The sequence below is a fragment of the Actinomadura oligospora ATCC 43269 genome, assembly GCF_000518265.1.
GTDB lineage: Bacteria > Actinomycetota > Actinomycetes > Streptosporangiales > Streptosporangiaceae > Spirillospora > Spirillospora oligospora.
Genome location: NZ_KI912411.1, coordinates 638710 through 657900, shown reverse-complemented (window position 1 = coordinate 657900; position 19191 = coordinate 638710). Strand labels below are relative to the sequence as shown.

Annotated in this window: 18 protein-coding genes; 12 read left to right on the top strand and 6 right to left on the bottom strand. The window is 74.7% G+C overall.

Annotated elements, in window-relative coordinates; genetic code table 11:
- The first annotated feature begins 9 nt into the window (after positions 1 to 9).
- Positions 10 to 750, top strand: a complete 741-nt coding sequence (locus P696_RS0139875) for a DUF899 family protein (RefSeq protein WP_084338911.1) — start codon at positions 10 to 12, stop codon at positions 748 to 750.
- 78 nt (positions 751 to 828) lie between these two features.
- Here P696_RS0139875 and P696_RS0139870 read toward each other — a convergent pair whose 3' ends face one another.
- On the bottom strand, positions 829 to 2604 hold the full coding sequence (locus P696_RS0139870) for an ABC transporter substrate-binding protein (protein WP_051468907.1): 1776 nt from the start codon (positions 2602 to 2604) through the stop codon (positions 829 to 831).
- A 91-nt stretch (positions 2605 to 2695) separates the two neighbouring features.
- Here P696_RS0139870 and P696_RS0139865 point away from each other — a divergent pair, with 91 nt between their 5' ends.
- The 8 genes from P696_RS0139865 to P696_RS53470 all read left to right on the top strand — a co-directional run bounded on the left by P696_RS0139865 (position 2696) and on the right by P696_RS53470 (position 11327).
- Positions 2696 to 3481, top strand: a complete 786-nt coding sequence (locus P696_RS0139865) for a hypothetical protein (RefSeq protein WP_051468905.1) — start codon at positions 2696 to 2698, stop codon at positions 3479 to 3481.
- Positions 3478 to 4722: an aminotransferase class V-fold PLP-dependent enzyme gene (locus P696_RS0139860; RefSeq protein WP_026416690.1), complete on the top strand. Its 1245-nt coding sequence runs from the start codon at positions 3478 to 3480 to the stop codon at positions 4720 to 4722. The genes P696_RS0139865 and P696_RS0139860 overlap by 4 nt, the downstream gene beginning before the upstream one ends.
- Positions 4723 to 4775: 53 nt before the next feature.
- The gene (locus tag P696_RS51335) at positions 4776 to 5942 is read left to right on the top strand and encodes a trans-sulfuration enzyme family protein (RefSeq protein WP_051468975.1); all 1167 of its coding nucleotides are present in this window, start codon (positions 4776 to 4778) and stop codon (positions 5940 to 5942) included.
- Complete coding sequence (locus P696_RS0139850) at positions 5942 to 6859, top strand: homocysteine S-methyltransferase family protein (protein WP_026416689.1); 918 nt, start codon at positions 5942 to 5944, stop codon at positions 6857 to 6859. Before P696_RS51335 ends, P696_RS0139850 begins: the two co-directional genes overlap by 1 nt.
- A 1-nt stretch (position 6860) precedes the next feature.
- The gene (locus P696_RS0139845) at positions 6861 to 7745 is read left to right on the top strand and encodes a class I SAM-dependent methyltransferase (protein ID WP_026416688.1); all 885 of its coding nucleotides are present in this window, start codon (positions 6861 to 6863) and stop codon (positions 7743 to 7745) included.
- Positions 7742 to 8509 (top strand): sugar phosphate nucleotidyltransferase, encoded by a 768-nt coding sequence (locus tag P696_RS0139840; RefSeq protein WP_051468903.1) that lies wholly within the window; start codon positions 7742 to 7744, stop codon positions 8507 to 8509. The genes P696_RS0139845 and P696_RS0139840 overlap by 4 nt, the downstream gene beginning before the upstream one ends.
- Positions 8510 to 8617: 108 nt before the next feature.
- A complete protein-coding gene (locus P696_RS0139835; protein ID WP_026416686.1) occupies positions 8618 to 10429 on the top strand; it encodes a hypothetical protein in 1812 nt (603 codons plus the stop codon).
- Positions 10430 to 10442: 13 nt separating this feature from the next.
- Positions 10443 to 11327, top strand: coding sequence for a class I SAM-dependent methyltransferase (locus P696_RS53470; RefSeq protein ID WP_051468901.1), 885 nt, complete (start codon positions 10443 to 10445; stop codon positions 11325 to 11327).
- A gap of 18 nt (positions 11328 to 11345) precedes the next feature.
- On the opposite strand, the gene P696_RS0139825 is transcribed toward P696_RS53470, so the two are convergent.
- Positions 11346 to 12140 (bottom strand): methyltransferase domain-containing protein, encoded by a 795-nt coding sequence (locus P696_RS0139825; protein WP_026416685.1) that lies wholly within the window; start codon positions 12138 to 12140, stop codon positions 11346 to 11348.
- 48 nt (positions 12141 to 12188) lie between these two features.
- On the opposite strand from P696_RS0139825, the gene P696_RS51325 reads away from it, so the two are divergent.
- Both P696_RS51325 and P696_RS0139815 read left to right on the top strand, forming a co-directional pair.
- Positions 12189 to 13106: a formylglycine-generating enzyme family protein gene (locus tag P696_RS51325; RefSeq protein ID WP_245627986.1), complete on the top strand. Its 918-nt coding sequence runs from the start codon at positions 12189 to 12191 to the stop codon at positions 13104 to 13106.
- 1 nt (position 13107) lies between these two features.
- Positions 13108 to 13374 (top strand): ubiquitin family protein, encoded by a 267-nt coding sequence (locus P696_RS0139815; RefSeq protein WP_026416684.1) that lies wholly within the window; start codon positions 13108 to 13110, stop codon positions 13372 to 13374.
- Positions 13375 to 13378: 4 nt separating this feature from the next.
- Here P696_RS0139815 and P696_RS51320 read toward each other — a convergent pair whose 3' ends face one another.
- The 4 genes from P696_RS51320 to P696_RS51315 form a co-directional block, all read right to left on the bottom strand.
- Entirely contained in the window at positions 13379 to 14398 is a 1020-nt protein-coding gene (locus P696_RS51320) for a Nif3-like dinuclear metal center hexameric protein (protein ID WP_051468896.1), read from the bottom strand.
- On the bottom strand, positions 14395 to 15594 hold the full coding sequence (locus P696_RS0139805) for an SAM-dependent methyltransferase (RefSeq protein WP_157430212.1): 1200 nt from the start codon (positions 15592 to 15594) through the stop codon (positions 14395 to 14397). The genes P696_RS51320 and P696_RS0139805 overlap by 4 nt, the downstream gene beginning before the upstream one ends.
- Before the next feature lie 94 nt (positions 15595 to 15688).
- The gene (locus tag P696_RS0139795; protein WP_026416682.1) at positions 15689 to 16840 is read right to left on the bottom strand and encodes a nucleotide disphospho-sugar-binding domain-containing protein; all 1152 of its coding nucleotides are present in this window, start codon (positions 16838 to 16840) and stop codon (positions 15689 to 15691) included.
- A 19-nt stretch (positions 16841 to 16859) separates the two neighbouring features.
- Positions 16860 to 18095: a cytochrome P450 gene (locus P696_RS51315; RefSeq protein WP_157430211.1), complete on the bottom strand. Its 1236-nt coding sequence runs from the start codon at positions 18093 to 18095 to the stop codon at positions 16860 to 16862.
- Positions 18096 to 18260: 165 nt separating this feature from the next.
- Here P696_RS51315 and P696_RS53465 point away from each other — a divergent pair, with 165 nt between their 5' ends.
- Positions 18261 to 19139, top strand: a complete 879-nt coding sequence (locus tag P696_RS53465) for a class I SAM-dependent methyltransferase (RefSeq protein WP_051468892.1) — start codon at positions 18261 to 18263, stop codon at positions 19137 to 19139.
- The last annotated feature ends 52 nt before the right edge of the window (positions 19140 to 19191 follow it).

Sequence of the window (19191 nt, the reverse complement as noted above, 5' to 3'; positions counted from 1 at the left end):
GGAACCGCGATGAGCGACGGCGTGAAGAGCGACGGAGTGAAGAGCGACGGCATGACGCCGAGGAGGTTGTGGCCCGAGGGGGCGGGCCCGGAGTACGTCGCGGCGCGCGACGCGCTCCTCAAGGAGGAACGGGAGCTGCTCGCGCACGCCGAACGCGTCGCGGCGGCCCGCCGCGCGCTGCCGCCGGGCCCGGTGCTGCCGCGCTACGCCTTCGCCGAGGGACCGCGTGACCTGTCGGCCGACGGCCCGGTCACGTTCACCGCGATCGGCGAGCTGTTCGACGGGCACGGCACGCTCGTCGTCTACCACCTGATGTACGCGCCGGACGCCGAGGAGGCGTGCCCGATGTGCTCCCTGTGGGTGGACGGCTTCCACGGCGTGTCCCACCACCTCGCCCGGCACACCGGCTTCGCCGTCGTGGCGAAGGCGCCGCTGCCGAAGCTGCGCGCCTGGGGACGGCGCCGCGGCTGGGACGGCCTGCGGCTGCTGTCCAGCCACGACTCGGCGTTCAACCGTGACATGGGCGCCGAGAGCGCGGACGGCGCGCAGCACCCCGGCATCTCGGTCTACGACAAGGACGGGGACGGGCGCGTCCGGCACCGCTACACGATGCAGGCGTCGGTCTCGGACGATCTGCCCGAGCGCGGCATCGACCCGCTCTCGCCGGTCTGGCAGGTGCTCGACCTGCTCCCGGGCGGGCGCGGCGCCTGGTACGCCGCCAACGACTACGCGGGCGCGCGGCGGGGGTGACCACCCCGCCCCGCCGCGCGCCCGCCCCCTCCCGCCCCAGGGCGGTCAGTGGAGGCGAAGGCCGGATCGCCCGAGTGGTCAGGTGGCGGGGTCGAGCCAGATGTTGGTGATGTCGAAGAACTGGATCTGCGGCACGTGCACGGGGTTGCGGACGCGGCTGCCGTGGTAGCGCGAGGTCATCGCGGCGAACGACAGGATCGGCACGACGGGCAGGTCCGCCATGATCCGCGCGTCCACCGCGTGCCACAGCTCCTCGGCGGCGGCCGGGTCGGGCTCCTCCAGGGCGCGCTCGATCAGCTCGTCCACCTCGGGGTTGCTGTAGCCGCCGTAGTTGGTGGTGCCCGGGACGTCGTTGGTCTGGAACAGCGGCTGGACGATGACCCGGCCGTTGTTGCCGAACCAGTCGGGCGTGAAGCCGGGCTCGGCGATGTCCCACGCTCCGGCGCGTCCGGCCGCGGGGTTCGACAGCGCCGACCCGTAGTACTCGGCCTGGCTGAAGTAGCGGTAGTCGAGCGTGATGCCGATCCGCTCCAGGCTCGCCTCCACGCAGGCCATGACCTTCTGGTGGATGCCGATCCTCCGGACGGCGGCGATGAGCGTGAGGCCGTCCCCGTACCCGGCCTCGACGAGCAGCGCGCGGGCCTTCTCCAGGTCGCCGCGTGAGCCGGGGGTGGGGTAGGGGTCGAAGTCGTCCCGGTGGCCGATGCTGCCGACCGGGATGATCGAGCCGAGCGGGCGGTTGGGCGCGTCGAGCGCGTCGAGGATCTCGCCGATCGCGACCTTGTCGAGGGCGTAGGCGATCGCCTCGCGGACGCGGCGGTCGCTCGTCGCGCGGCCCGCGTTCGGGCTGCGCAGGTTGAACACGATGTAGGGGTTGAGCGCGAAGCCGGGGTAGCTGCGCGCGGGGGCGTCCTGGCCGGGCTTCGGACGGTCCCAGGACACGGCCGTGTAGGACCAGGCGAGGTCGACCTCGCCGGCGTCCATCCGCCGCTCCATCTCCGGCACCGGCGAGGTGTCGACCTCGATCTCGATCCGCTCGACGTACTGGTTGCGGATCGGGTCGGTCTCCTTGCGCCAGACCGGGTTGCGCTCCATGACGATCCGCTCGCCGTGCTCGGCGTACTGGACGAGCCGGTACGGCGCGCACGACAGGGTGCTCCGCCGGAACTCCATGCTGTCGGGCAGGTGGGCGTCGTACTCGGCGGGCGCGGGCGCGGTGAACCCGGTCGCGAGGATGTTGAGCATGTCGTTGGCCGGACGCCGGAGCCGGAACTCCACGGTGTGGTCGTCCAGGGCGCGCAGCCCCGCGATGTCGTGGGTGTCCTGGAACTCGGCGAGCGCCTTGGGTGTCGGGTCGACCTCCTCGAACGCCGCGCGGTAGGCGTCGCAGTACTCGCGCATGCCCTCGATCGTGGTGGTGAAGTACGGCAGCGCCCCCGCTCCGCTCACCGGGTTGGGCAGCCGCTTGAACGCCCGGACGACGTCGTGCGCGGTGACCTCGCGGGGCGGCGCCGAGTCCCACAGCACGCCCTCGCGGAGCCGGATCGTGTAGGTCCGCAGATCGGCGCTGATCCCGCCGTTCTCCACGGTCGGCACCTCGGCGGCCAGGTCCGGCTCGGGGATGAACGACCGGTCGGGCGCGGACAGGTCGTCCTGGGCCGGATAGGCGAACAGGTGCCGGGTGAGGGCGCGCAGGATCTGGGCCGAGGTGGCGTAGTAGGCGCTCGCGGTGTCGATGTGGTCCACGCCGCCCGGGCCGCGCAGCCGCAGCGTGCCGCCGTACCGGGGGTCTCCGGGTCGTGCCGGGGTTCCGGCAGCGCGCTCCCGCGTGGACTCTGACGCGGTGTTGGTCATCACTGTCCGCCTTCCCTGGATTGCTATAGGATTATCAAGTGATGTGTGAGGAATGGCAAGGAGACGGCCGGGGCTCGCGCCACGGGGGCGGGTGACCGTGCCCGTGCGGCTTCCCGGTGGCCTGCGGCGGATCGCGCAGCACCACATCGATCGCTGGTCGGGCGGCGTCGTCGGCCCTGACGGCGTTCCGGACGTCGCCGAGCTGGGCCGCCTGCGCGTGACGGTGGACGAGGGGTTCTGCCGCGAGGTGGCCGTCCTGTACGAGCGCGCGGTCCGATTTGAGTGCGATCCGGGACTGCTCGAACGCTATGAGATAGTGAAGTTTCATAACCGGATGCTGTACGACGAGGTCACGGCCGCCGGTGTCGCCGTCCGCCCGTGGACGCGGGACGGCCAGCCCTACCGCGACTCCCGCGACCTGCGCGGGCGGGTCGTCCGCACCGGAGCCCTGGAGGTCTTCCTCACCGCCCGCGGCCACGGCCCCTTAGGCGTCGGTGGTGGCGTGGGTGGTGGTGGCGGAGGGCATCCGCTGCGCGGGCCGTCCGGCGTCCGCGTGGACGGGACGGACCTCCAGCACAACGACCTGTTCCGGGTCGTCCACGACCTGTTCGGCCACGTGATGTTCGGGCACTCGTTCGGCCCCGCGGGGGAGCTGCTCGCGGCGCGCTGCCAGATGCAGCTGTACCCGCGGGCCGCCTGGCCGGTCGTGTTCGCCGAGCAGGTCGGGCAGGTCTGCTGGTTCTACCACGGCCCGCACCGGGCGCTCCCGCCGGGCCGCCGCCCCTATCCGGAGCAGAAGGTCCTCGCCTTCCCGGACCGATTCCTGGACGCGTTCGCCGGCCTGTTCCGGCATGCGGAGGAGGAACCCCCATCATGACCGACCTGGCAGCCGACTTCCCGATCCTCGCGGCCACCTTCGACGGCAGACCCCTGGTCTACCTGGACAACGCGGCGACCACGCAGAAGCCGCGCGCGGTCCTGGACGCGCTCACCGACTTCTACACGAGCGCCAACGCCAACATCGGCCGCGGCCACTACGCGCTCGCCCGGATCGCGACCGACCGCTACGAGGAGGCCCGCGCCGTCGTGCAGCGCGCGCTCGGCGCGGCCGACCCCGCCGAGATCGTCTTCACCCGGGGCACCACCGACTCGGTGAACCTGGTCGCCGAGACCTTCGGCCGGGGCCGTGTCGGCAGGGGCGACGACGTGGTGGTCTGCGGGATGGAGCACAACTCCAACCTGCTGCCGTGGCGGCGGCTGTGCGAGGGCGCGGGGGCGCGGCTGACGGTCGTGCCGGTCAACGCCCGGGGCCGGGTGGACGTCGCGGACTTCGCCGCCGCGCTCGGCCCCCGCACCCGGATGGCCGCCGTCGCGCACGTCTCCAACGTGCTCGGCACGGTCAACCCCGTCCGGGAGATGGTCGCCGCCGCGCACCGCGCCGGGGTCCCGGTGCTGGTGGACGGCGCGCAGGCCGTCCCGCACCGGCAGGTGGACGTCCGGGACCTGGACGCCGACTTCTACTGCTTCTCCGGGCACAAGGTGTACGGGCCGCAGGGCGTCGGCGTGCTGTACGGGAGGCGCGAGCTGCTCGCCGACCTGCCGCCGTACCAGGTCGGCGGCGGCACGGTGAAGGGCGTGAGCGCGGACGAGCCGGTCCGGTACGTCCCGGTTCCGGCGCGGCTGGAGGCGGGAACGCCGAACGTCGCGGGCGCGGTCGGCCTGGCCGCCGCCCTGCGGTACGTCGACAAGCTCGGCTGGGACGAGGTCCGCGGGCGGGACGAGCTGCTCGTCCGGCACGCCGTCGGCACGCTGGGCACGGTGCCGGGCGTCCGTGTGGTCGGCGCGCCCGGGGAGACGCCGAGCGGCATCGTCTCGATCGTCGTGGACGGCGTCCACCCCTACGACGTCGGCGGGCATCTGGACCGGCACGGCGTCGCGGTGCGCAGCGGCGTGCACTGCGCGAGCACGTTCCTGGACGAGCTCGGCCTGCTCGGCACCGTCCGGCTGTCGTTCGCGGTGTACAACACGGTCGCCGAGGTCGACCGGGTGGCCGAACTGCTGCGGACGGTCCGTCCCGGCGCCTGGACGGCCGAGCACCCGACGGCGAGGTTCCTGTGACCCCGCCCGACGAGGTGAGCACTGGCAACGGGCGGTCGCGGTGGTCGGACACGATGCGGTTCGACACGAGGCTGGTCCGGCTGGGCCAGGAGCCCGAGCCCGGCACCGGGGACGTCGTCCCGCCGATCCATGTCGCGGCGACCTACGAGCGGCGCGTCCAGGATCCGCCGCGCTACTTCTACGGACGCGGTGAGAACCCGACCCGCGAGGGCCTGGAGCGGTGCCTGGCCGGGCTGGAGGAGGTCCGGTTCGCGACCGCGTTCGCGTCCGGGCAGGCCGCGGGGATGGCGGCGCTGTCGGCGCTGCCTCGCGGGGCGCGCGTGGTGGCGTCCGACGACGTGTACGGCGGCACCCGCGCGCTGTTCGGCCTGCTGGAGCGGCAGGGCGTCCGGGTGGAGCACGCCGACCTCTCCGATCCGGCCGTCGTCGCGGCGGTGTTCGCCGAGCCCGCCGCGATGGCGTGGGTGGAGACGCCGACGAACCCGATGCTGCGCATCGCCGACCTCGCGGACGTCGCCGAGCGCGCGCACGAGGCGGGCGCGCTGGTGCTGGTGGACAACACGTTCGCCGGTCCCGCGCTCCAGCAGCCGCTCCGGCACGGCGCCGACGTCACGCTCTACAGCACGACCAAGTCGATCGCGGGACACTCCGACGCGCTGGGCGGCGCGCTGGTCCACGACGACGAGCGCCTGCACCGGGAGCTCACCGCCTACCGCGCGGCGGCGGGCGCGGTGCCGAGCCCGTTCGACTGCTTCCTCGTCCACCGCGGGCTGCGGACGCTGTCGCTGCGCACCGAACGGCAGGTCGCGAACGCCGCCCGGATCGTCGCGCTGCTGCGCGAGTCCCCGTACGTCGGGGCCGTCCACTACCCGGGCCTGCCCGGCCATCCCGGACGCCGCGTGGCGGCCCGGCAGATGGCGGCGCCCGGCGCGGTGCTCAGCTTCGAGTACCTGGACGACGCCGAGAAGCTGATGGACCGGGTCCGGCTGTTCACGTGCGCGGTCAGCCTCGGCGGCGTGCTGTCGCTGATGGAGGTGCCCGCCCTGATGACGCACGCGGGCGTCGCCCCGGACGTCCGCCGCGCGCTCGGGATCACGAGCCGCCTGGTCCGGGTGTCGGCGGGCATCGAGGACCCCGCCGACCTGGCGGCCGACCTGACGGCCGCGCTTCCGCCCGACGCCGACCCCGACCCTGACCGCGACCATGAGGAGGGCGAGTGATGACCACCTGGCTGGACGGCGCGACGGCCACCGAACTGCGGCGCGGCGGACTGCCGCTGAGCGCGCCGTGGTGGACGACGCGGGCGCTCACCACCGAACCGCGCCGCGAGGCGCTGCGCGCGGTGCACGACGGGTACCTCTCCGCCGGGGCCGACGTGATCACGGCCGCGACGTTCCGCTGCAACCTGCGGGCGCTGCGCCGGATCGGGCTGGACGAGGCCGGGCTCGCGTGGATGGTGCACGCCGCCGTCGGCGTCGCCCGCGCGGCGCGCGGCACCGGGACCGCGCTGGTCGCGGCGTCCATGGCCCCGGTCGAGGACTGCTACCGGCCCGACCTCGTCCCGCCGGACGAGGAGCTCGCCGCCGAGCACCGCTGGCTCGCCACCGAGCTGATGAGGGTCGGGGTCGACCTCGTCCTGATCGAGACGATGAACACGGCGCGGGAGGCCCGGATCGCCCTGGAGCAGGTGCAGGGGGCCGGTGGACGGGCCTGGGTGTCGTTCGTGTGCGAGCAGGACGGCCGGCTGCTGTCGGGGGAGCGCCTCGCGGACGCGGCGTCCGCCGTGGCCCGCGACGGCGCCGAGGCGGTCCTGGTGAACTGCACGGCCCCGGCGGACGCCGAGAAGGCCCTCGCCGAGCTGCGCGCAGCGTGCCCCGGAAAGATCGGCTGCTACCCGAACAACGAGGTCAGGGACGCCGCGCACCGCTGGACCCACGTGGACGAGCCGATGCCGTCCGCGCTCACCCCGGACGTGTATGCCGACCTGCTCGCCGGATGGCACGACGCCTACGCCCCCGACATCCTCGGCGGCTGCTGCGGCACGACCGCCGAGCACCTCGCGGCGGCCCGCGCCCGTCTGGACGTCGCGCCCGACGCCAGGATCAGCGGCGCGTCCGGCGCTGGAACGGAGGGCTGAGGTGGGGACGTCACTCGACCGGCGGGCCGTCAAGGACGCGCAGCGCGCCACCTGGGACGCGCTGAGCGCGGGCTGGGCCGAGGCGCAGGAGGTGTTCGAGCGCGGCGCGGGCCTGGTGACCGGGCGGCTGCTCGACCTCGGCGACGTGCGTCCGGGGCAGACCGTCCTGGACGTCGGGACCGGCCTCGGCGAACCCGCGCTGACCGCCGCCCGCCGCGTCGGCCGGACGGGACGCGTCGTCGCGACCGACATCTCCCCGGAGATGCTGCGGATCGCGCGGCGGCGCGCCGGCGGGCTCGGCGACGTCGCCGCGAACATCGAGTTCGTCGAGGCGGACGTCGAGGCCCAGGGGCTCTCGCCGGGCGCGTTCGACGTGGTGCTGAGCCGCTGGGGCCTGATGTTCGCCGTCGACCACGTCGCGGCGTTCGCTGGGCTGCGCCGCCTGCTGCGGCCCGGCGGGGTGCTCGCCGCCGCGGTCTGGGGGCCCGCGGAGGACGCCCCGGTGATGGCGCTGGGCTTCGCCTCGTTGAGCGCCTCGCTGGACCTGCCCCCCGCGCCGCCGGACGCGCCGGGCCCGTTCAGCATGACCGACCCCGACGTCCTGACCTGTGAACTGGAGGCGGCGGGCTTCTCCGGGGTGTCCGTCCTGGAGACGCGGGTGCCGTTCGCGTTCGACTCGGTCGGCGCGTTCGTGGCGTTCACGCGTGCCGTGACCCCGCCGTTCCTGCTCGACCGGATCCGCGAGCGTCACGGCTCCCCGGACGCGCGTGAGGCGTGGCGGGCCGTCGAGGCCGCCGCCGCCCGCTTCCGTACCGGGAGCGGCGGCCTCTACATCCCGTCCAAGGCCCTGTGCGTCCAGGCGTCCAACCCCGGAGACGGCGGGTGAGTTCGGGGGGCGGCGTGCCGCCGCCGGACGCGGTGACCGGCGTCGTGCTCGCGGGCGGGCGCGGCACCCGGCTGCGTCCGCTGACCGACCGCACCAGCAAGCAGCTCCTGCCCGTCGGGGGCCGTCCGCTGGTCGCCCGGGTCATCGGCCAGCTCGTCCGGGCGGGCGTCGAGGACGTGCTGCTGCTCATCGACGACCGGCACGCCGGGGACTTCCTGCGCGAGCTGCGCGACGGCCGCGAGCTCGGCCTGCGCAGCCTCGGCTACGTGTGGCAGCCGCCGTCCGGGGCCGGGATGGCCGCGGCGATCGCGCGGGCCGAGCCGCACCTGCGCACCGACCGGTTCCTGGTCGCCTGCGGGGACGTGCTGATCGACGCGCCGCTCGGGCCGTCCGTGCGCGCGTTCGCCGCCCAGCCGGACGGCGCCCTGGTCGTGGCGGCCCGCACCGCCGACACGGCCGGGTACACCCCGCTGCGCATCGAGGACGGACGGATCACCGCGCTCGGCGACAAGGACCCGGACCGGCACGCCCCCGGCTGGACGGACCTCGGCTGCTACCTCTACCACCGCGACGCGTTCGACCACGTCCGGGCGCTGCGGCCGTCACCGCGCGGCGAGCTCGAGATCTGGGACCTCAACCGCCGCTACGCCGACGCGGGAACGCTGCGCTACATGGAAGTGCAGGGCTGGTGGTCCGACGTCGGGACGAGCCCGGAGGTCTACCGGCGGGCGGACGAGCGGTTCACCATGCGGCAGACCTCGTGAGTCCCGAAGTGGAACCGTCTCACCGTCCGCGGTCGCGCTCTTGTCTTCCGGTCACGAGAAACTATATCTTTTTAAAGTAGCCGTGCCGCCAGGGGCAGAGGAGATCCCGTGCACGTGTTCGCCGCGCCGAACCGGCGCCGCCTGTCAGTCCCGGCCGCCGCGTCGCTGCTGGCCGCCGCCCTCGTCCTCGTGGCGTGCGGCTCGGATCCACCGGGCACGCGCGTCGTCCGATCGTCGGTCAAGGGCACCGACGGCAAGACCTACTGGGTGGAGAACCACATCGTCCGCGACCGGAGCGGGCCGCGCCGGCGCGAATGGGTGCTCGCCTGGGCGGGTGCCGAGGGCCTGCGCGGCAAGGCGGCCGGAACGGGCGCCGGGCACACCCACGGGCCGTCCGCCTCCGCGAGCGGCAAGGTCCCGCCCGACTTCCTGGCCGTCATCGACGCCACCAAGGGCTCGCCGACCTACGGCAAGGTCGTGAACACCGCCACCCTCGGCCCGCTCACCCAGAGCGAGCCCCACCACATGCAGTACACCTGGCGCAAGGGCCAGCATGTCTACGCCGGGGCGATGTTCGCCGACACCGACTACGTGTTCGACGTGAGCAGGCTCCCCGAGGTGAGGCTCACCGGGATCGCGCTCGGCAGGGACACGCCCTGCGGTTCGGTGCCCGACGCGTTCTGGACGACCAGGGACGGCAACGCCTACGGCTCCTACCTGGGCGGACCCGACGTCGCCGGGCCCTGCCGGTACACCAACGGCGAGGTCCGGGTCGGCAACGGCTTCGGCGGGACGCCCGGAGAGGTGATCCGGCTCGACACCAGGGGCCGGGTCATCAGCGAGACCCCGGCGGCGACGCGGGAGAGCGAGCACCCGGACCGGTGCCACAGCGTCCCGCAGATTCCCGTGGCGTCCTGCGCCAACCCGCACGGCATCCAGGTGCGCGAGGACCTGGACCGCCTCGTCCTGAGCGACTTCGCCGAGGCCCGCAACTACCTCGACCCCGACACCAAGCTCACCGACCCGACCCTGCTGCGCAACTCGCTGCGGATCTTCGACATCGCGAACCGGGACCGTCCGAGGCTGCTGTCGGTGTCGTACCTGCCGACCGGCCCCCGCAAGGACATGCTGCCCGCGTTCGACGAGGACCGCATGGTCATGGAGAACGCCCTGACCAGCCTGCCGTCCCACCGGGGCCTGTTCGCCTCCACCATGGCGGGCGGCGTCATCTACTTCACCCCGGACGTGATGTCGCCGCACCCGGCCTGGCAGGAGGTCTTCGACAGCTCCGCCGCCTACAGGCGGCTCGGCCTGGACCCGCCGCTGACCGGCTCCAACGCGGGAAGCAGCTGGCTGGCCATCACCCCGGACGACAAGTACCTGTTCCAGACCGTCATGGGCTCCGACCCCCGGTGGCCGCTCGCCAAGAACAGCGGCATGCTGTTCGTGCTGGACGTCCAGAAGCTCCTGAGGTCCGGCCCGCACCCGGAGTGCCGGATCGACACCCAGGCCGAGATCGGCGCGGGCGGAGCCGACCCGGACTGTCCCGCCCTCGTCGGCGTCGAGCAGATCAAGGGCGGCATCGGCGGCCCGCAGGGCCGGGTCGGCATCGGCCCGCACTGGGGTTCGATGGACCACTTCCAGATCGGGAAGGACGGCTACTACCACGAGTCCACGCAGGTCCACCGGGTCGTCACCGCCGACTACTTCCTCTCCAAGGCCGGGATCGACGGCGACCACAAGATCTGCATGACCGACTTCGACGCGCGCACCGGGCTGGCCCTCGACACCTCGTTCAAGGACGAGAGGACCGGGCAGCCGTGCGTCGCGTTCGACCGCGACGCCTGGCCGCACGGCACGGTCGGGCACGCCCGCCCGCACGGCGTGCTGTTCGTCGTCTCCGACTCCGACATCCGGTGACCCGGCCCGCGCCATGACCACGACGGGGACCGCTCCCGGGGCCGCGGACGGCCTGCTCGACGAGGCGGTCCGCGCGCAGCAGCGCGCCGCCTGGGCCCTCGCCGCCCCCGGCTGGGCCGAGTACCGGCGCGACCTCGCCGCGCCCGCCCGCCGGGTGGACGAGCGGATGTTCCGGCTCGCGCGGCTCGGCCCGGGCGACCGGGTGCTCGACCTCGCCTGCGGCGCGGGCGGGCCCGCGCTCGCCGCCGCCGAACGCGTCGGGCGCGGCGGCCGGGTGCTCGGCCTGGACCTCGCCCCGCCGATGGTGGCCGCGGCCCGGTCGCTCGCGCGCGAACGCGGCGCCGTCCAGGCCGAGTTCCGCACGGTCGCCGCCGAGAACGAGCTCGGCGTGCCGCCCGGATCGTTCGACGCCGCCGTCTGCCGGGCCGGGCTCCCGTACATGCCGGACCGGGCGGGCGCGCTGCGGGCCGTCCGCGCGGCGCTGCGTCCCGGCGGCCGGTTCAGCGCCCTGCTGGCGGACGAGCCGGGCGTCGTCTCCCCGTTCCGGGTGCGGCACGGCGTCGTCACCCGGCGCGGCCCGGCGGCCGGGACGGGCCGTCGCCGCGCCCGGCACGGGGGCCTTGGCGAGTGGACGGCCCTGCTGGAGTCGGCCGGGTTCACCGGCGTCCGCGCCGAGGCGCGCCGCGCGCCGGTGTTCGAGGCCGAGCACGCCGCCGCCGCGTGGGTGCTGATCGTCCGGACGTCCGGCGCGCTGCTGTCCTGGTACTCCGGCCTGGACGAGCGCTCGCGCGACGCGGTCCACCGCGAGGCCGTGCGGACGCTCGCCGCCTGGTTCCCCGACGGCCCGGTGCGCCCGTCCGGCGAGGTCGTGCTGCTCTGCGGAACCAACCCCGGGTGACGCCTCCGGTCCGGACCGTCAGTGGACGCGTCGCGCGACCAGGTGCCAGAACCGGGCCGTGCGCAGGTACGGCTCGCGGTCGCACAGCGCCAGCTCGAGACGCTCCAGGCGCTCGGCGAACGCCGGTTCGTGCTTCAGGCCGTCGTCCGCGACGAGATCGGTGACGCACCGGATCCCGAACCGGTGCGTCACCACGCAGCCCGCCGCGCCGAGAACCCGCGCGGCGTCCTCCGGCTCCACCCGGCGCATGTCCTGCCCGAACGTCTCCGAGCGCAGGGTGGGCGCGTCCAGCACCTCCAGCGCCGCGTCCGGGTCGGCGAGCCGGACGGCGCGGGACAGCACGTCCATCGCCGGGTTGGGGGAGAGCAGCGACACCACCCCGTTCGGCCGCGCCGCCCCGGCCACCGCCGACACCGAGCGCGCGAGGTCGGCCCGGTAGTGCAGCACGTTGTGGCACAGGACCAGGTCGAAGGCGGTGCCGAGGGACGCCGCGTCGTCCAGGTCGCCGAGGACGACGCGCACCTGGCCCGCGAGCCCGGCGTCCGCCGCGGCCCGTTCCGCCCGGTCGAGGAGCGCGGCGGAACGGTCGAGGACGGTCACGTGGTGCCCGAGGCTCGCGAGGGGCAGGGCGTCGCCGCCGTCCGCGCCGCCGACGTCCAGCACGCGGAGCGGGCGGCCGGTCGCCACGTCGGCCGAGCGGACGAGGGTGTGCGCGACCAGGCGGTACCGGAGCCGGTTCCAGGGGGCCCCGCGCCACCGGTCCCAGGCGTCCGTGCGCTCGTCGAACGCGGCCGGGTCGTGGGCTGCGTCCATGCCGTCCACTCCTTCCCTCCGGGCCGAATCACTTCTAATATAGATAGCGTGCCGAGTGACGTCCCGAGAGACGGGAAGACCGGGATGGCGGCGGTGCCGGGCACGGTCCTCCGGCTCGGGTCGCCGCCCTGGATGGCCCGCTGGCTGGAGTCCGAGCCGCAGCCGCTGCCCGGCATGTGGTTCGCGGACGAGACGCCGCAGATCGAGGTCGAGGTCCCCGCCTTCCGGATCGACCGGTGTCCCGTGACCGTCGCCGAGTTCGCGGCGTTCGCGGACGCCACCGGATATGTCAGCGACGCCGAGCGCGCCGGGTACGGGATGGTGTACGGCGAGCGGTTCTGGGAGGAACGCGCGGGCGCCTGCTGGCGGACGCCCGGAGGCCCCGGAACCGACGTGGACGGCCGCGCCGACCATCCGGTCGTCCACATGTCCTGGAGCGACGCGTCCGCCTACGCCCGCTGGGCGGGCAAGCGGCTGCCCACCGAGGCCGAGTGGGAACTGGCGGCACGCGGCGTCCGGTACCGGATCTGGCCCTGGGGCGACCAGTGGCTGCCCGGCGCGGCCAACACCGCCGAACTCCACGCCGGACGCCTGGACGCCCTGGACGCGTGGCTCGACTGGTGGCGCGACACCTGCCGGACGCACGGCCCGCTGCCCCGGACGACGCCGGTCGGCACGTTCTCACCCGCCGGTGACGGCGTGCACGGATGCTCCGACATGGCGGGCAACGTCTACGAGTGGACCGCCAGCCCGTCGCGCCTGTACGCCGACGACGCGCCGTGCGACCCGGCCCTGCGCCGCGTCATGGGCCACTACCGGGTGATCCGGGGCGGCTCGTGGATGAACTTCCGCTACCAGGTCCGATGCAGCGAGCGCATGCACGGCGACCCGGGCGGATGGTCCAACTTCGCGCTCGGGTTCCGCTGCGCCGCGCCCGCGCCCGCGCGTCACGAGTCCGGAGGATGAGATGGCCAAGATCCTGCTGCCCGCCGGATGGACCCACGGGACGCAGACCGAGTTCGACGTCCCGGACGGCCCGCTCACCGAGGTGCTGAAGGGGTTCGCCCTCGCCCATCCGGCGCACCGCCGCCGCCTGCTCGGCGACGACGGCGAGCCGCTCGCCTACTTCAACGTCTACGTGGACGACGACCCCGTCGCCCGCGCCGACCGCGCCGCGGCCGAGATCGGCGCCGACAGCGTCGTCGTGATCGTCCCGCCGCTCGCGGGCGGCTGACAACTCAGACGTGCAGTGACCAGGGATCGGTCACGACGTCCGACACCGTCACCCGGACGAGCGGCCCCAGCCGCGCGGCGACCGCGTCGAGCCGGGGACGGCGGGTCGCCCACGTCCCCGCGCACACCACGGCCGGGCCCGCGCCCACCACGCTCGCGGGCAGCTCGTCGGTGACGAGCACGTCCGCGTCCGCCGTGAGGCGCAGGAGATCTCCCGCAGCCGCGGCTTCGGCCACCACCGCGACCCGCTGCACCGGACGGTCCGGATCACCGGCCACCCGGACGCCGCCCGGCCGTCCCCCCAGCCGCCTAGCGACCTGAGCAGCGAAACGGGACAGGGGCACCGGGCTCGCCAGGTCGCCCACCCGCCCGAGCCCGTCCCGCCCGGGACGTGCCGCGAGTTCGCACAGGTAGAACGCAGGTTCCTCGTACGGATGCGCGCGGAGCAGCGCCGCCGCGACCTCGGCGCGCCGCGCGCGGGGCAGCACCATCTCGACGCGGGTCTCGGCCACGGACTCGACCTCGCCGACCGCGCCGATCACCGGCCGCGCCCCGTCCAGCGGGACGAACGACCCGACGCCCTCGGCCGTCCAGACGCACCGGGCGTAGTCACCGATCGCGCCCGCGCCAGCTTCCGCGAGCGCGTCGATCACCCGCTCCACGTCCGGCTTCGGGACGAACGCGACGACCGTGTCGAGCGCCTCGTCCCTCGGGGTCAGCGGGGCCGCGTCCACCACCCCGAGCCGCCCGGCGACCGCCTCCGAGCACTCGTCCCGATCGGTGGACGGGACGACGCACAGCGCGGTGCCCGCCGCCCCCAGCCGGTAGCCGAGCTCCGCCGTGACCGTGCCGCCGAGCGTGACCAGCATGTCGGCGTCCAGCCGCCCGGCCTCGGCGCCCGTCGCGGGGACGGCGTCCACCGCGAGCAGGACGTGCCGGACGGGAGCGTCGCCTTCCCCGCAGACCAGCCCGACGCCTGGAGAATCCGCCTCCAGCAGCGCGGTGACGTCCGCGACGCGCGTCACGGACGCCCGGTCAGGCCGCCGGGGCCGTCGAAGATCGCCAGGGTGCTGAGCGTGCCGCGCGCCCGCTCCAGCATCGTCCGCGTTCCGGCCGCGGACCGGCTCGTCGTGACGAGCCGCCGGGCGTCCGGCGTGTAGGCGTCGCTGAGCAGCACGAGCGTCCTCGGCGTCGGCGAACGGCGCGCGACCTGGACGGCCAGGTCCAGGTCGCCATAGGTCATCTCCACGAGCACGCACGTTATCCCGGCCCGCACGTACAGCTCCAGCTCGTCCCGGAGCTGTCGCCGCGTCTGGCCGTGCCGGTGCGGCAGTCCCGACAGGTAGGCGATCCGGGCGGGGGCCGCGGGCGCGCCCGCCTCGCCCGCCGCGACCAGCGCGATCGGGACGCCGGGCCGCACGTCGAGCCGCCGCCGGTCCAGGCAGACACCGTCCAGGATGTCGTAGGTGTCCGGGTTGCCCTCGACCAGCAGCGCCACGTCCCGCGCGCCCTCGTCCTGGAGCTCGTTCAGGGCCGTGCTGACCTGCCTGATCGTCGCGTCGTAGTCGGCGCTGTCGTACGGGACGGACCGGTGCCGGGGCCCCGGCGGCGGCGACGGCGTCCCGAGCAGGCGCGGCAGCGTGTGCAGGTACGTCCAGTCGGTGGCGACCACCGCCTCGGCCCGTCCGACCAGCGCGCGCAGCTCGGCCGGGGACGAGAACGGACGCGGCCCGACGCCGACGGCCGTGAGCCGCTGCGGCGGCCCGTCCGGACGGGTGTGCGCGCACGACAGCCGCCGCCGCAGCAACCACGCCCGATCCCGGACGAACCGGGCGGGCAGCAGGAAATGCGCCTCGCTCGGCTCCGGACTGTGGATCCAGGTGCTGCCCGCGACGCCCGCCAGGGCGAGCGCCGTACCGGCCAGCTCGCCGATCAGTGCGACGGGCCGTCCCATCCGGAGGGCCGCGGCGGCGACGTCACGCGCGCGCGGGAACGCCTCCACGCCGAGCGCCAGGAAACCCGCCGAGACGGGCGACACCGCGTACCGATGCCCGTTGATCTCGACGGAGACCCGGTCCCGGACGAGCGCGGCCCCGTGGAACAACGCCGCGTGCACCGCGTCCGCAGCCGTTTCCGGCCTGCCGGGAACGCGGGCCGCGTCCGTGCCGGCGAGATCGGGGACGTGCCCGGCGAGTCCCGCCGGTACCGCGTCTAGGCTCATGTCCGCTCCCGCCGCTTCCGCGCTCGTCACCTTGCAGGTTCGTCACCGGGCCGCCGACCGCCCCGGACGCACGGCACCGGGGACGCCGCCCCGCTCATCCCGCGCGACCGAGGGGGTCGGCGAGGTCGGTGAGCCGCGCCACCGTGTCGGCGGGGGACGGCAGGGCGGCCATCTCCGCCCTCACCTCCCGCACCGCGGCGAGCAGCCGGGCGTCCGTGAGGGCGCGCTCGACGAGCGGCGCGTCCAGGTCGTCCACGTCGGCGGTCAGGCCGACGCCGCGGTCCCGCACGGACGCGGCCTGGATGTAGTTCGGCGCGCCCGACGGGATCACCACCTGCGCGACCCCGGCGTCCAGCGCGGCCAGCGTCGAGCCCGCGCCACCGTGGTGGACGAGCGCGTCGCAGGTGTCGAGCAACGCGCGGAGCGGCACCCACTCCCGGACGGCCCGCACGTTCGGCGGCGGATCGCCGAGCCTGCGCCGGACCTCGGCGTCGGCATCGGCGCCCGCGCCGAGCAGCAGCACGAACTCGGCGTCCGACTCCTCGGCGACCTTCAGCACCCGGCCCAGCAGCCGGTCGGCGTTCGGGGCCATCACCCCGGTGCCGACCGTGACCGCGACGCGCCGCCCGCCCGGCCGCCGCGCGAGTTCCGTGGGCAGCCTGCCACCGCCGTTGTACGGGACGTACCGCATCGACCAGGTGCCGGGCCGCCGCTCGGCCATGCTCGGCGGCGCGACGTCGATCCAGCCGCGCCGGTCGGGCAGCCCGCCGATGCCGTGGGCGGCGAACACCCCGGGCAGCAGGTCCGGCAGTCGCTCGTAGAAGTCGTCCGTGCGCAGCAGGCTCGTCGCGTGCTCCACCGACGGCACGCCCACGGCCGCCGCCGCGAGCGGCCCCCCGCCCTGAAGCTGCGAGTGGACGACCAGGTCGGGCCGCCACAGCCGCGCGGCGGCGATCATGTCGTCGGCGTACGCGCGGGTCGCCTCGACCAGCAGCGGACGGCCGTCGGCGACCTTCGTCGCGCACTTGCGGACCAGGTCGGGCCGGGTCGCGTTGAGGTTCGCGACCGACGGCCGCCGGCCCTCCGGATCGAAGTCGATGACGTCCAGGCCCGCCCCGGCCACCGACAGCGCCGGGCCGGTCGTGCCGACGACCACCTCGTGCCCCGCGGCGCGCAGCGCCCAGGCGAGCGGGACCATCGGGTACAGGTGGCTCTCCAGCGGCGTGGAGAGGAACAGCGTTCGCATCCGTCGTCCTCCTCGGCCCCTACCGGCGCAGCGTGACCGGCAGGTCGGTGTACCCCCGCAGATTGTGGCCGCGGCGCCGCTCGGCGGGCCCGGCCGGTTCCACCGCCGAGAAGTGGGTGACCAGGCACGTCAGCAGCTCGCCGACGATGAGCCGCCCGAGGTGCGCGCCCATGCAGAAGTGGATGCCGCCGCCGAACGACAGCGAGGGCCCCTCGTCGCGCGTCACGTCCACCCGGTCCGGATCGGTGAAGCGGGCCGGGTCGCGGTTCGCCGCGCCCTGGATCCCGATGAGGATCTGCCCGGGCACGAGGTCGAGCCCGGCGGCCCGGGTGGGGCGCAGCACCGTGCGCGGGTTCAGGTTCAGCGGCGGGTCGAGCCGTGCCATCTCCTCGACGGCGCGCGGCGCGAGGCCCGGTTCGCGGCGGAGCACGGCGAGCTGGTCCGGATGCTCCAGCAGGATGCCCAGGCTGTTGCTCATCAGGTTGACCGCGGTGTCGGTGCCGGCGTTCATCAGGTTCGCCGACGCCGCGACGACCTCGATCTCCTCCAGCTCGCCCTCGGCGGCGGCCCGCGCGAGCCGTGACAGCACGTCGTCGCGCGGCTCGCGGGACCGCTCGCGCAGCAGCTCCGCGAAGTAGTCGGCCATGCGGATCTCGGCGGACGCGGCGGCGGGCAGGTCCTCGACGGCGGTGAGCGGGTCGAACACCCGCATCGACTCCGGCGACAGGCGGGCCAGCTCGCCCCGGTCCGGCTCCGGGACGCCGAGCATCTCGCCGATGACCGCCGCGCCGAGCGGCGAGCTCACCCGCCGGACGAAGTTGCCGCCCGGCTCGTCTGCGAGCCGGTCGAGCAGCCGGTGCGCGTGGTCGTGCACCACCGGGCGCAGCCGCTCCACATGGAACGGCGTGAACGCGTTCGCGACCGGACGCCGCATGCGGGTGTGCAGCGGCGGGTTGGCGAACACCATGGTCCGCTTCCACCTCGCCATCACCGGCTCGAGCAGGTCGGCGGGCAGGTCGGTGAGGTGCTGCACGGACTCCTCGCCGCGGCCGAGGTCGCGGTGCCGGAGCACGGCGTCCACGTCGGCGAAGCGGGACAGCACCGTCATGCCGTTGCCCGTGGTGAACACGGGGGCGTGCTCGTGCAGCCAGCGGTAGTGCTCGGCCGGGTCGCTGCCGGGCGGGTTCTCGAGGAGGGTGAAGAAGACCTGCTCGGCCCGCCCGTTGAGGGTGGCCGGTTCGTCCACGGTGCTCACCAGCGGCACTCCCGTCGTCGCCAGATCGAGGGATCACGACATCCGCAGACTATCCAACAGCTTCAAAAATAACTAGTCTTGGCGACCTGAAGCCCAGCACAAGCGCATTACTTCCCTTGTTCGCTACATTATTTTATAGCGATCCTGCGTACCTGAGGAGCGGCCATGACCACGGCGGACCAGCGCACCGCGGCACAGACCGAGCGGGACCGGCAGCGGGAGGAGTGGGCGCTCTGCTCGGCGGCCTGGCGGCGGCACCGGGGCGCCTTCACCGGTCCCGGCCGCGCCATCACCGAGGGCATGCTGCGGCTCGCCGCGCCGCGTCCCGGTGAACGCGCCCTCGACCTCGCCTCCGGCGTCGGCAACCCCGCGCTCGCCCTCGCCGCGCGCGTCGCCCCCGGCGGGCACGTCCTCGGCCTCGACCTCAGCCCCGAGATGGTCGCCGAGGCGACCGCCGTCGCGGCTGAGGAGGGCGTCACCAACGTCGAGTTCCGGACCGTTCCGGACGAGGGCGCGCTCGGCGTCCCGGACGGCGGCCACGACCTGGCGACCTGCCGCGCCGGGCTCCAGTACATGCCGGACCGTCCCGCCGCCGTCCGCGCCGTCCACGCCGCGCTCCGTCCCGGCGGACGGTTCGTCGTGATGACGCTCGGCGCGGCCGAACGCTGCGTGCCGTTCCGGCTGACCAACGGCATCGTCTCCCGCCACGTCCCGCTGCCCGCCGTGGATCCGGAGGCGGGCCCCGGCCCGGTGTCGCTGTCGTCGCTGGACGAGCTGACCGGCCTGCTCGCGGACGCCGGGTTCACCCGCATCCGCACCGAGGTGTTCGAGGCGCCCATCTTCGAGGCCCCCGACGCGGCCTCCGCGTGGGACCTGTTCACCGAGACGGCCGGGCCGTTCCTCAAGCTCTTCGCGGCGCTGCCGCCCGAGACGCGGAAGGCCATGGACGAGGACGCCGTCCGGGTGTTCACCGAGGCGTTCCCGGAGGGCCCGGTCCGTCCGACCGGCGAGATCCTCCTCGCCTGCGGGACCAAGCCCGCCTGACCCACGCCCGCCTCGCCGCCCGCGCCACCGGCGCAGGGGGAGTCGCCGGCCC